Below are 12371 nucleotides of genomic sequence, written 5' to 3' on the forward strand. Positions count from 1 at the left end.
TACTTGTTAAGATAAAACCCTTCAATTATTTAATTCTTCAATTTTCAAATTGATAATTTCACTATCAACTATCAACTATCAACTATCAACTATCAACTATCAACTATCAACTATCAACTATTTTCCGTTAACCGCTTGATGGATTTTTGCAGCGTTGGCATTAATTTTTATAAAACCTTTTGCTTCTTCAGCAGTCCATCCTTTGTTCATTTCGCCATAACTTCCAAATTTAGCGTTCATTAAATCGTGTTTAGACTGTATTCCGTCAATAAAGAATCGGTACGGATATAAACTCACCCATACATCCCCGGTAACATTTTTCTGTGCATCGGTCATAAACGCTTCTATGTTGCGCATAACTTCATCTAAGTAATTTCCTTCGTGCAGTAACATTCCATACCAGTTGGCCAAGTAATCTTTATGTTGTTGCTGCCATTTTGTAAGTACATGTTTTTCGAGTGTATGGTGCGCTTTGATCATAATCATTGGTGCTGCGGCTTCAAATCCAACTCTACCTTTAATACCAATAATGGTGTCACCAACGTGAATATCTCTTCCTATGGCGAAGGCAGAAGCTATTTTGTCTAATTTTTCAATTAAGTTAATAGGTTTGTCTTTCTTGCCGTCAATCGCTGTAAGCTCTCCTTTGGTAAAAGTAAGTTTCATCTTTTGAGTTCCCATATTTTCAAGCTGACTTGGGTATGCTTCATTCGGTAAGGGTAGGTGAGAAGTTAAGGTTTCGTCACCACCAACACTTGTTCCCCATAAACCTTTGTTAATGGAATATTTAGCTTTTTCCCATTGCATGTTAACTCCTTTAGATTTAAGGAAGTCAATCTCTTCTTGCCTTGAAAGTTTGTTGTCTCTAATTGGAGTGATGATTTCAATTTCCGGAGCTAAAATTTGGAATATCATATCAAAACGAACTTGATCGTTTCCAGCACCAGTACTTCCGTGAGCGATGAATTTTGCATTGTTTTCCTTGGCAAAGTTTACAATTTCTATTGCCTGTACAATTCTTTCAGCACTTACCGATAAAGGGTAGGTATTATTCTTAAGCACATTTCCGTAAATAAGGTACTTCACCACCTTATCATAAAACGTTTGCACGGCATCGATGGAGGTGTAAGTCTTGGCGCCAAGTGCAATGGCTTTTTCTTCAATATTTTTAATTTCTTCCTTAGAGAAGCCTCCTGTATTAACACTTACAGCGTGTACTTCATAACCGTTTTCAGATAAATGCTTTGCGCAATATGATGTATCTAATCCTCCGCTGTATGCTAAAACTAATTTTTTCATTCTGGTATGCTATTTATTATTCTCTTTTTCCTTTTTAAGAAAAAGTGTTTGTTTAATGCTTTTTAATCTTGTAAATACTTTAGAGTCGTATTTGTGTTTCTTTTTTGTTTTTTCTTTTTCAACAGGGTCGTAGAGCATTCCTGTGCAAAGACACATCTTGCCATCATTTCGGGTAAGGATGTCGAAATTTTTACAGGTTTTGCAACCGTTCCAAAAGCTGGGATCATCTGTTAATTCAGAGAAAGTAACGGGTTCGTAGCCAAGATCGTAATTGATTTTCATTACGGCCAGTCCCGTGGTGATACCAAAAATTTTGGCATCGGGGAATTTGTTCCTACTGTGTTGAAAAACTTTCTTTTTAATTTCGGTGGCCAAACCTTGTCCCCTAAAATCTGGATGCACAATTAATCCGGAATTGGCTACAAATTTTCCATGGCCCCATGTTTCGATGTAGCAAAATCCCGCAAATTTACCATTGTCTATAGCAATTACCGCATTACCATTCTGTATTTTGGTGGTAATATATTCAGGAGTTCTTTTGGCGATACCGGTCCCACGCTGTCGAGCGGACTCATCTATGGTATCACAGATCTCTTGAGCATATTTAATATGCGTTTCGTTTGCAATAACTATTTGCATTCAATTACTAATTAAAGAATTATTAAAAAATGAATAAATGTTTGTTTTGAAAAGGGAGCCGGACACACCTTAGCTCCATAAAGTAGAAATCACCCTTACGGGCGACGGCGACGAGGAAAGCGAACTTGGCGTACAGGAACCAATACATAAGAGGGAGTTGTTGTAGAAAACAACTTCTCTAAAATGGTTTGTATTTTAATTGCTAATTTTTGCATTACGCAAGTGTTCGTTCTTTGTTTTAATTACACTACAATATTATGAATAAAAATTAAATTAAAAGTCGTATTCTTTGTTAAATTTGTAACAACAATAAAAACCAGGAAATTTCTATGAGGAGAGCAATTAAACATTTTAATATAGACCATATTGAAATGTTTAAAAAGAAACTTTTTCAATGGGCATCCCAATTTGAAGAAGTAGTTTGGTTAGATAGCAATTTTTACAAACAAACTTACAGCAGCTACGAAGCTGTTCTTGCTGTGGATGCGTTTACTTCCATAAAAACAGATTATCATAACGCTTTTGAAGATCTTAAAGAATACCAAACAACTACTGCCGATTGGATTTTTGGATATTTAACTTACGACCTGAAAAATGATGTAGAAAATCTTTCTTCTGAAAATTTTGACGGACTCCATTTTCCAGACCTCTTTTTCTTTCAACCAAAACGGTTGATTTTTCTAAAAAAAGATTCAGTTGAGTTTCATTATTTAGGAATGATAGATGATGAAATAGAAGAGGATCATCAAAACATACTCCATTCTTTAACTTCGGAAATACTTTCCGAAGAAAATAAAGAAGACGTTAAAATAAAAATGCGTATTCATAAGGACGCTTATTTTTCTAAGGCAAATGAAATGTTGGCACACATACATCGAGGCGATATTTATGAAGCTAATTTTTGTCAAGAGTTTTATGCTGAAGACACCGAGATTGACCCTCTAAAGGTTTTTCAAAATTTAAACGAAATTTCCCAACCGCCTTTTGCTACTTTTTTAAAGCATGAAGGAAAGTATCTGCTTTCCGCCTCGCCAGAACGTTTTCTAAAAAGAGCAGGGGAAGAATTGATTTCGCAACCAATAAAAGGAACAGCCAGAAGGGCAGCGACTCCGGAGGAAGATAAATTGCTGTTAACCGAATTGGAAAGTAATACAAAAGAGCGCTCGGAAAACGTAATGATTGTGGATTTAGTGCGAAACGATTTATCACGTGTTGCTGTAAAAGGAAGCGTGAAGGTAGAGGAGTTGTGCAAAGTCTACACCTTTATGCAAGTGCATCAATTGATATCTACGGTAAAAGCCACCGTTCCAAAAGAAATCCACTCTGTTGACATTATTAAAGCAGCTTACCCTATGGGGAGTATGACGGGAGCTCCCAAACTATCTGCTATGAAAATTATTGAAAAGTTGGAAGAAACCAAACGCGGTTTGTACAGCGGTGCCGTGGGTTATTTTAGTCCGAAGGGCGATTTTGATTTTAACGTTATCATCCGCAGTATTTTGTATAATTCAGAAGACAAGTACGTTTCTTTTTCCGTGGGTAGTGCCATTACTGCAAAGTCATTACCCGAAAACGAATATGAGGAATGTTTAGTAAAAGCCAAAGCCATGCGGCAAGTGCTTGGCGTTTAATCTTTAAGCGTCTAAAAACTTAGCTTTTTGTTCTGGAGTGGGAAGCGGACAAGCTTCTTTTTTACCAAACCATTTATAACGGTTTTTAGCAATAAAGTCGTAAATGGTATCCCGAATGGATTTGGGGAGAATATAATCAAAAACCGATAGTAATTGCCAACCTCCACCAAGTTCTTTGGCGATTTCTATGGCAGCATCAGATTTTGTGTAGTATGCAATATTGGGTTCAATAAGCACAATGGAATCGGTTTCGTTGGGGTCGATATTTCGTTCTGCTAACAGTTTCATGCCAATATCACTTTGTAAAGAGGCAAACTGAAATACATTTTTTGTGTCCCTTTTTATTACAAATTGAACACTATTGTTGCAAAGGTTGCAAACCCCATCAAACAAAATTATTTTTTTATTGGTCTCCTTTTCCATAAATGCTTACTTCCCTACTTTTTAATCAAAGATAAGCGAGCAATGCTGAAAAATAAACAGTCTTTTGTCTTTTTTAACGTCCTTAAATTCGCTTTTCAACTTATTTACCAATAAATTTGAGATTTACTGCTAATTCTAATTTTAGATTACAGTAATATGAAATGTTGAATTATAATTTTGAAAAATTATGTAGATATTTTTGTTGTCTATAAGTGCTCATAACTGAAAGTCACCTCGAGCGCAGTCGAGAGTTCTTTTGGATTTGAAGCATAAAATAGGTCTCGACTGCGCTCGACCGGACAAGTAAGTTTGTTTTACGTGGAATTTTTCAATTTCAACCATATAATTATCAATAATAAATTTAAACGAGAGTCTTTAATTTTTATCAAATGAAAAAAATACTTTTACTTTTTCTATTCATTTCCTACAGCTGTATAACGGCGCAAGAAGAATTCAGTGTAAAAGATTATTACACAAAAAAAGAAGTTTCCATCCCGATGCGCGATGGGATAAAGTTACATACCACTATTTACAGTCCGAAAGACACCTCACGGGAATATCCTATCATTATGCAACGTACGCCTTACAGTTGCCAGCCTTATGGTGAAGATCAATTTCGTTCTAAAATTGGTCCGAATGAAACCATGATGAAAGATGGTTATATAATCGTTTATCAAGATGTACGTGGCCGTTGGAACAGCGAAGGCGTTTACGACAATATGCGAGCTTTTATTCCGAATAAAAAAGGAAAAGAAGTTGATGAAGCTTCCGATACTTACGATACGATTGATTGGTTAGTGAAAAATGTAGAAAACAACAATGGTAATGTGGGTGTTTGGGGGATTTCTTACCCTGGTTTCTATGCCACGTACGCTACATTGAGTGGGCATCCAGCATTAAAAGCAGCTTCTCCACAAGCATGTATCGGTGATTTCTTTTTTGATGATTTTCACCATAACGGCGCTTATCTCTTAAGTTATTGGCGAGCTACGGCGTTATTCGGATATGAAAAAACAAAGCCTACCACCGAAAGTTGGTACCAATTCCCAGAATTGAATACCCAAGACCAGTATCAATTCTTTTTAGATGCGGGGCCACTTTCCAATTTGGATAAGTACTATAAAAAAGACAATATTTTTTGGCAACAATTAAAGGAGCATCCTAATTATGACGAATTTTGGCAGTCGCGCGGCATTATTCAACATTTGGAAGATATAAGACCTGCAACCATGGTTGTTGGAGGTTGGTTTGATGCGGAAGATCTTTACGGACCACTTTCCACTTACAAAAAAATCGAAAAGACCAGCGACAATTACAATACGTTGGTAATGGGCCCTTGGAGCCACGGTGATTGGGCGAGAACCAAAGAAAGGCAAGCAATCGGGAATGTTTATTTTGGAGATAACATTTCCAAGTTTTTTCAAGATTCTATCGAAACTAAGTTTTTCAATCATTTCTTGAAGGACAATGGCAAAGGGAAAACTGGTTTGCCAGAAGCGTATGTTTTTGATACAGGTAAAAACAAATGGAACACCTATGAAGAGTGGCCGCCAAAGAACACTTCAAAAAAAGCATTGAGTATGGGGCAGGGGCAAACACTTTCGGAAATAATGACGTTGCAACATTCAGCTGAAGAATTTGTGAGTGACCCGAAGAAACCGGTTCCGTATAGCGAAGACATAAAAATGGTATTCACGCCACGAAAATATATGACCGACGACCAACGATTTGCAGCCAGAAGACCTGATGTGTTAGTTTTTGAAACACCTGTTTTGGAAGAAGATATGACGATAGTGGGTGATATTCTGGCTAAGCTAAAAGTTTCCACCACGGGAACGGCAGCAGATTGGGTAGTAAAAATTATAGATGTTTTCCCACCAGATGCTAAGGATTTTGAAGAAACACAGGATTATTTAAAAATGAGTAATTACCACATGATGGTGCGAAGCGAGGTAATGCGTGGCCGATTTAGAAATAGTTTTGAAAATCCGGAGCCTTTTGTTCCTAACGAAGAAACGGCGGTAAATATTAAGTTACAGGATGTGTATCACACGTTTAAAAAAGGACATAAACTACAAGTGCAAATTCAAAGTACTTGGTTTCCTTTAATCGATATTAATCCGCAGACCTATGTAGATAACATTTTTGAAGCAGAAAAAGAGGATTTCAAAAAGCAAACCCACAAAGTTTACAACTCATCGACTATTGAATTCAATGTGTTGGACAAGTAAGCTTTCATTTAGATAATTTGTCTTATTATTATTTGGGTCGTGTTAGTCCGAGTATATTGGATGAAGCTGAGCTGTTTTGCTGAACAAAGCTTCACTATGTCGAAGCCTGTTTTGGAAATTTGTATGGGATATCTATGCGTCGATACATTTTTGAAAAAAATATACAAGAAAGAAAATGAGTTACAATAATTTTGAAGAATACAATATTAAGGTTACTGATTCAGTAAAAAGTCAGTATCAAAAAATAATAACCGACCTCGGTGAAAATGCTGAAAGGGAAGGGCTTTTAAAGACTCCGGAAAGAGCTGCAAAAGCCATGCAATTCTTAACTCAAGGTTATGAGCAAAACGCCTCTGAAATATTAAAAAGTGCCATGTTTGCTGAGGATTACAATGAAATGGTTATTGTAAAAGATATTGAATTGTATTCCCTTTGCGAGCATCATTTGTTACCTTTCTTCGGAAAAGCACATATTGCTTACATTCCAGACGGACATATTGTAGGGTTGAGCAAATTACCTCGCGTGGTCGATGTTTTTGCAAGGCGTTTACAGGTTCAGGAAAGACTTACACACGATATTTTGGAATGTATCAACAACACCTTGAAACCGCAGGGTGTTGCCGTGGTTATTGAAGCTTCTCACATGTGTATGATGATGCGTGGGGTGCAGAAACAAAATTCGGTGACAACCACATCTGGTTTCAGGGGGCAATTTGAAAAAATAGAAACCAGAAATGAATTTTTAAAATTGATAAGTTCGGATTTGGGATGATAATTGTTATATGTCAGACTAAGCCGTGTTGAAATCTCTTTTAACTAACGTATGCAAGTTTAAAGTAAGATAAAATGCAACAAGACAGCAATAAATACAAAAAACTGTTTCTCGGACTCCTTTTTGATGCCATTGGAATGTTTTCCTATGCCATTCCTGGGATCGGAGAGTTTTCGGATGTTATTTGGGCACCTATTGCAGGTTGGCTTATGACCAGAATGTATAAAGGCCGCATAGGGCAAGGAGCAGGGGCCATTACTTTTATTGAGGAAATTGTACCGGGGTTGGATATTATCCCGACTTTTACGCTGACTTGGATTTACACTTATTTGCTAAAAAAGAAAGAAGTTTCAGAAATAGTGTCTTCCTAAATAGAAGAGAATAATCAAAATAAAAAAATCCGTCAGATGAATTTCTGACGGATTTTTTAGCTTAAAATGGGACTGAAAGCCCTATGTTTATATTTCTTCCAATATTATAGATACCATCTACTTTTAATCGCGATAAGTGGGAAATATATTGCTTATCGAAAATATTATTGGCACTTAGACGCAATTCAAATGGCTGATTGTAAGCTGTGAAAGTAGCTCCTAAACCTGCATTAAATAGTGTGTAGCCTGGTGTTTCCGTTTCAAAACTATCAACATTATTTTGATTAAAGGTATTTTGCATAGTAATAAACGCATATTTCTTACGTATTTTACCTTTATCAAATTCAACCCTAAATATATTTGTTAATTTATTGGCAGGTATAAGCGGTAAATAGTCGCCAGAATCCCTTAATTTTCCTGTTACTGTGGCAAAACTGCTTTCTAAGTGTAACCAGTCGAGTGGGTGTGGGTGTAAGTGAAAACCAAATTCACCGCCATATAGATAACTATCATTTTGTACATATTGATACACAGGGTCTTCATCTTCAAAGTCGCCGGTGGGTTCTAAGTATATGTAATTATTTATGGTATTGTAGAATCCGTTTGCAAAGAATTCAACATGCTTGTTTTTGTATTCTAAAGAAATATCAGTTTGAAAATTTTGTTCATTTTCAAGATTAGGATTGCCAATTTCAAATCGGTTAGCACCGCTATGCGTTCCATCAGATGTGAGTTCTGCAAGATTGGGCGCTCTAAACCCAGTAGCAAGATTTATTCTACCTATAATATTTTGAGCGATGGTAGCGCGATATCCAGCAGATACATTAAAACTCTCATAGTTTTTGTTCAGTTCAGGGAAATATACTTCGGTATTTATTATTCCCATTTCTTTAGTGTCAATTTTTCGAGAATCGTAGCGAAGCCCAAATTGAATATCACTTTTTTTCAAATGATAGTGTGTAGTAGCCATCACTCCAAAATCTACTGTTGTAGCATCTGGGATTAAAATTTCCTCACCAAAATTCTCATTGGTTTGGTGTATACCTTGTATGCCAAAAATAGTTTCAAAATTACCAAGTTCTGGCAAGTGGTACTGTACATTGTAACTAAGCGTATGTAGTTTCATGTTAAGGGAAGGGCCATAGTGCTCATGTTCTTCCTCGTGTTCATCATGGTGTTCTTCTCCCTCTTCATGTTCTTCTTCGTGCTCATCATGATGTTCTTCGCCTTCTTCATGGTCATGATGATGTTCGTCTTCAAATTCTTTCCTATTATTGGCTATATAGCCAACAGTAATATCTAAACTTCCTTTATCAAAAAATAGTGTATTTTTAGAACTGATGATATGGTTATCAATTTCTTGGTAAGGTAAAAGAGGTGTACGCTCTCTGTTTTGTTCTCCAATTTCTTCAGGGATACCTAGATTAGATCTATTAAAATTATAACGTAATTCTGTTTTAAATTTATTGTCCTGATATCCAAATCCTGATTTAATATCATATTCATTAAATCTGGAATTGGTGGTGTAGGTACCATTCCCAGCTTCATAATCGGCATGCGAGCCATAGGCTCCACGAACCAAAAACTTAATTTTATCTCCAGAGGTTTTAAAGCCTACATCTGCGGTAACACCTTCGGTATTGGTAAAGTAATTTATATTGGCATCGCTATGCGTTTCGTTTGCATAAGCAAATTTCTCTGGGTTTAAATATAAAACGCCGCCCAATGCATCAGATCCGTAAAGAAGTGAAGCTGGCCCTTTTATTACTTCTACACTTTCAATTCCTGCTTGGTTAACCCCCAAGCCGTGTTCGCCGCCAAATTGTTGATTTTCCAATCGTACTCCTTGGGTATAAACCAGTACTCGGTTGGCACTTAATCCACGTATTACAGGCTTTCCAATTCCAACACCAGTTGATACATTTTCTACACCGCTAATACTGGTTATTCCTTCGGCCAATGTTGGCATTCCTTGTGTTTTTAGTTCTTCTAGGCTTTTTTGTTCTACCTTCATTACGTTCTCACTTTGGAGTTTATGGAATGGAGTAGAAACTATAACCTCTTCCATTTCAATAGCAGAAGGGGTTAAAGAACTATTTAGAGTGGTATTGCCATTAACTTGTACTGTTTGCGAATATGTTTTGTAGCCAATGGAGGAAATTACAATTTTATAGCTTCCTTTTGGAAGGTTGTTTAACGTGTATTTTCCATTTTCATCGGTGCTAGTTCCTTTTTCTTGTTGCGGGAGGCTAATATTAGCATAAGGTATGCCTTCTCCTGTTTCAGCATCTTCAATAGTTCCTTTTATGCTGTTTTGAGCGTATAATATGGTAGTGATACCCAAAAAAATGAGGGTGAAGATTTTACTTTTCATCGTTTGTTTATGCTTTATAAGTTGCTTTTTTTTTGAAACCAATTTTGGTATTCAGCAATAATTCTGTACAAAAACAACCACTTTGTATAGAAAAGCGGGTGGTTGTGTAGTTATAATTTATTTAAAATTAAACAAGCGGTGGGCCGCGTAATGAAAAGTGAAGTTGCTGGAATTCGCTTACAAAAGAATATGAATTGAAATTTTTTTGGGAAGGGATTTCAAAAATCTCAAAAGTAATTGATTCTGGGAAAAAGTTTATTTGGTGTGTGTGATGAAACTTAAAGAGTTTACAATCAAAATCGCTCTCATGAAAATGTGTTTTTACATGTTCGTTACATTCTACATGTGAGTGTTCTAAAAAAAAATGAGAAAACTTTATAAGTGAAGGACCCACAATTGCTGTAGTGAGCAAAAATGCTAAAAATGCAATTAATATGGTATTTAAACGTGTTCTCACTTTAATTTTATTCCAAAACGGCTCAACATTTTCTTTTCGAAATTCCAAAAGAATTCAAACTGCCCAAATATCCAACCAAAAAAGACCAACAACACTTGGTAAAAAGGAAAAATCAATAGAATTCTAACCACCCAATAAAGCACTGGATGTACCGAATCGGGATGTAACCCAATAAACTCAGTAACCGGTCCGGCAATTTTTGCAGCCGTGGACCCAGTAATTCCAAAAACTATAAAGATTATGAAGAGCTGAAAGTTGGAAGATATTCCCCAGCGTTGCTTTAGTTTTTCCATGGTAAAAATTTCGTTGCAAATATAAGTGAAATAATTAGGTTGCAAAAATCATGTTTAGTGCAGCTAAGTTCTAGAATTGGGTATTGGTCATGTTTGGTTCTTTGAGAAAATGGTATCTTTATATATTCAAAATAAAGTAAGGATGGATAGAAGAAAGTTCTTGGGAAACACACTATTAACATCTGCTGCATTAGCAGGAGGAGGTTCGTTGGTGTATGCGCATTTGATGCCTGAGGGATATGTGCCGTTAATGGCACAAGACCCAAATCCGTTTGAAATGTTCAATAAGAATAAGGAAATGGTGGTGTTAAACGATAAACCTTGGAATATAGAATCGTTGGCCCATCTTCTGAATGATAACGTAACGCCCAATAGCGCTATGTTTATTAGAAATAACGGACTTATTCCCGAGAATATCGACGTGGATAGTTGGAAACTTACTATTGATGGTGAATCGGTTGAAAAACCTAAATCGTATTCTTTAGCAGAGCTTAAAAATAAGTTTCCTCAGCACACGTATCAATTGGTATTGGAATGTGGAGGAAATGGAAGAAAAGAATTCAATCCACCCGCAAAAGGAAATCAATGGGGATTGGGTGCCGTGCATTGCGCTAAATGGACAGGTGTTCGGTTGAAGGACGTTTTGGAGGATGTAGGTATTAAAGGTGATGCCGTTTATATTGGATATCATTCCGCTGATATTCACTTAAGCAGAAGTCCAGATAAGGAGCCGATTTCACGAGGTTGTCCAATAGAGAAAGCTTTGCAGGATGAAACGCTGTTGGCATTTAAAATGAACGATGAAGATATTCCTTTGGCGCATGGCTATCCTTTGCGTTTAGTAGCTGGTGGCTGGCCAGCTTCCGTTTCCGGAAAATGGTTGCATACCATAAGTGTAAGAAACAAAGTGCACGATGGCGCAAAAATGATAGGGACTTCCTATCGAGTTCCTTGTAAACCGGTCGCGCCTGGCGAAAAAGTAGCAGATGAAGATATGTGCATCATAGAATCTATGCCCGTAAAATCGTTGATAACGTATCCTAAAACGGGAGCGGTTTTAAAAATGGGTGAAACTTTGTCCATAAATGGCCATGCATGGGCGGGAGAACTGGAAGTTGAAAAAATGGAATATTCTATCGACTTTGGAGCCACTTGGAAGGAATGCCAGTTGAAGAAGCCTGTAAACAGATTGTCGTGGCAGCAGTTTAGTGCCCAGGTAAATTTTCCTGAAAAGGGATATTATGAGGTGTGGGCAAAAGCAACTGATAGTAAAGGTGAAAGTCAGCCTATGGTTTTGCCAGGTTGGAATCCAAAAGGATATTTAAATAATGCATGCCATAGAATTGCTATAAAAGTGAGTTGAAATGAACGATAAAGAAAACTTTTTAACTCAAATTAAATTATTGGGAAAGAGCTTAGTGCTTTTTAGCGCAGTTATTGTTTCAATTTGTGCTTTCATACTTTATCTGGTGTTGAACCCAAACGCCGATATTTTTAAGGCGACTCCGGAAATTTCTGAAACTAGCAGTATAGATACTACTTCCACTGCTGAAATTTCTTCTTTTGAAGGTGAAATAAAAAATGGCATACATGTTCCAACAGGCTTTGTAGAAGATGACGGACTCGAAGCGGTTATAAACAATTGTACCAATTGTCATTCTGCTAAACTGGTAACCCAAAATCGTATGTCGAAAGAAAATTGGCTGGCTACGATTCGTTGGATGCAGGAAACCCAAAACCTTTGGGATTTAGGTGATGACGAACCTTTAATTTTAGATTATTTAGCAACTAATTATGCTCCAAAAGAGAAAGGAAGACGTGCCAATTTGGAAATAGAAGATTGGTATGAGTTAAAACAATGATTTTCTTGAAAGTTTCTTG

At 36.6% G+C, this 12371-nt stretch carries 11 protein-coding genes; 6 read left to right on the forward strand and 5 right to left on the reverse strand.

The window, feature by feature from the left end:
• Positions 1-117: 117 nt before the first annotated feature.
• Both argG and NDQ75_RS07955 read right to left on the reverse strand, forming a co-directional pair.
• Positions 118-1299 carry an argininosuccinate synthase gene (gene argG, locus NDQ75_RS07950; protein ID WP_202026943.1) on the reverse strand — a complete coding sequence of 394 codons (1182 nt, stop codon included), beginning with the start codon at positions 1297-1299 and terminating at the stop codon, positions 118-120.
• A gap of 9 nt (positions 1300-1308) precedes the next feature.
• Positions 1309-1938 carry a GNAT family N-acetyltransferase gene (locus NDQ75_RS07955; RefSeq protein WP_202026944.1) on the reverse strand — a complete coding sequence of 210 codons (630 nt, stop codon included), beginning with the start codon at positions 1936-1938 and terminating at the stop codon, positions 1309-1311.
• A gap of 329 nt (positions 1939-2267) precedes the next feature.
• Between NDQ75_RS07955 and pabB the strand changes: the two genes are divergently transcribed.
• Positions 2268-3569, forward strand: coding sequence for an aminodeoxychorismate synthase component I (gene pabB, locus NDQ75_RS07960; protein ID WP_202026945.1), 1302 nt, complete (start codon positions 2268-2270; stop codon positions 3567-3569).
• Positions 3570-3572: 3 nt separating this feature from the next.
• Here the strand turns inward: pabB and NDQ75_RS07965 are convergent, their stop codons facing one another.
• The gene (locus NDQ75_RS07965; protein WP_202026946.1) at positions 3573-3992 is read right to left on the reverse strand and encodes a thiol-disulfide oxidoreductase DCC family protein; all 420 of its coding nucleotides are present in this window, start codon (positions 3990-3992) and stop codon (positions 3573-3575) included.
• A gap of 389 nt (positions 3993-4381) precedes the next feature.
• Between NDQ75_RS07965 and NDQ75_RS07970 the strand changes: the two genes are divergently transcribed.
• The 3 genes from NDQ75_RS07970 (at position 4382) to NDQ75_RS07980 (ending at position 7366) form a co-directional block, all read left to right on the forward strand.
• Positions 4382-6223 (forward strand): CocE/NonD family hydrolase, encoded by a 1842-nt coding sequence (locus NDQ75_RS07970; RefSeq protein WP_202026947.1) that lies wholly within the window; start codon positions 4382-4384, stop codon positions 6221-6223.
• Between the two features lie 175 nt (positions 6224-6398).
• Entirely contained in the window at positions 6399-6995 is a 597-nt protein-coding gene (gene folE, locus NDQ75_RS07975; RefSeq protein WP_202026948.1) for a GTP cyclohydrolase I FolE, read from the forward strand.
• Positions 6996-7069: 74 nt separating this feature from the next.
• Positions 7070-7366 (forward strand): hypothetical protein, encoded by a 297-nt coding sequence (locus tag NDQ75_RS07980; RefSeq protein ID WP_202026949.1) that lies wholly within the window; start codon positions 7070-7072, stop codon positions 7364-7366.
• A gap of 61 nt (positions 7367-7427) precedes the next feature.
• Here NDQ75_RS07980 and NDQ75_RS07985 read toward each other — a convergent pair whose 3' ends face one another.
• A complete protein-coding gene (locus NDQ75_RS07985; RefSeq protein WP_202026950.1) occupies positions 7428-9740 on the reverse strand; it encodes a TonB-dependent receptor in 2313 nt (770 codons plus the stop codon).
• Positions 9741-10193: 453 nt separating this feature from the next.
• On the reverse strand, positions 10194-10490 hold the full coding sequence (locus NDQ75_RS07990) for a DUF6787 family protein (RefSeq protein WP_202026951.1): 297 nt from the start codon (positions 10488-10490) through the stop codon (positions 10194-10196).
• A 142-nt stretch (positions 10491-10632) separates the two neighbouring features.
• On the opposite strand from NDQ75_RS07990, the gene NDQ75_RS07995 reads away from it, so the two are divergent.
• Together NDQ75_RS07995 and NDQ75_RS08000 are read left to right on the forward strand one after the other, a co-directional pair.
• Positions 10633-11853, forward strand: coding sequence for a sulfite oxidase (locus tag NDQ75_RS07995; RefSeq protein WP_202026952.1), 1221 nt, complete (start codon positions 10633-10635; stop codon positions 11851-11853).
• Position 11854: 1 nt separating this feature from the next.
• Entirely contained in the window at positions 11855-12352 is a 498-nt protein-coding gene (locus NDQ75_RS08000; RefSeq protein WP_202026953.1) for a monoheme cytochrome C, read from the forward strand.
• Positions 12353-12371 lie beyond the last annotated feature (19 nt).

The sequence above is a fragment of the Galbibacter mesophilus genome (assembly GCF_023721415.1).
Taxonomy (GTDB): Bacteria; Bacteroidota; Bacteroidia; order Flavobacteriales; family Flavobacteriaceae; genus Galbibacter; species Galbibacter mesophilus.

Excerpts from the sequence above, each read along its gene's own strand:
- NDQ75_RS07995 (WP_202026952.1), top strand. The coding sequence starts at position 10,633 with ATGGATAGAAGAAAGTTCTTGGGAAACACACTATTAACATCTGCTGCA.
- NDQ75_RS07970 (WP_202026947.1), top strand. The coding sequence starts at position 4,382 with ATGAAAAAAATACTTTTACTTTTTCTATTCATTTCCTACAGCTGTATA.
- NDQ75_RS07985 (WP_202026950.1), bottom strand. The coding sequence starts at position 9,740 with ATGAAAAGTAAAATCTTCACCCTCATTTTTTTGGGTATCACTACCATA.
- NDQ75_RS07990 (WP_202026951.1), bottom strand. The coding sequence starts at position 10,490 with ATGGAAAAACTAAAGCAACGCTGGGGAATATCTTCCAACTTTCAGCTC.
- folE (WP_202026948.1), top strand. The coding sequence starts at position 6,399 with ATGAGTTACAATAATTTTGAAGAATACAATATTAAGGTTACTGATTCA.
- argG (WP_202026943.1), bottom strand. The coding sequence starts at position 1,299 with ATGAAAAAATTAGTTTTAGCATACAGCGGAGGATTAGATACATCATAT.
- NDQ75_RS07955 (WP_202026944.1), bottom strand. The coding sequence starts at position 1,938 with ATGCAAATAGTTATTGCAAACGAAACGCATATTAAATATGCTCAAGAG.
- pabB (WP_202026945.1), top strand. The coding sequence starts at position 2,268 with ATGAGGAGAGCAATTAAACATTTTAATATAGACCATATTGAAATGTTT.
- NDQ75_RS08000 (WP_202026953.1), top strand. The coding sequence starts at position 11,855 with ATGAACGATAAAGAAAACTTTTTAACTCAAATTAAATTATTGGGAAAG.
- NDQ75_RS07965 (WP_202026946.1), bottom strand. The coding sequence starts at position 3,992 with ATGGAAAAGGAGACCAATAAAAAAATAATTTTGTTTGATGGGGTTTGC.
- NDQ75_RS07980 (WP_202026949.1), top strand. The coding sequence starts at position 7,070 with ATGCAACAAGACAGCAATAAATACAAAAAACTGTTTCTCGGACTCCTT.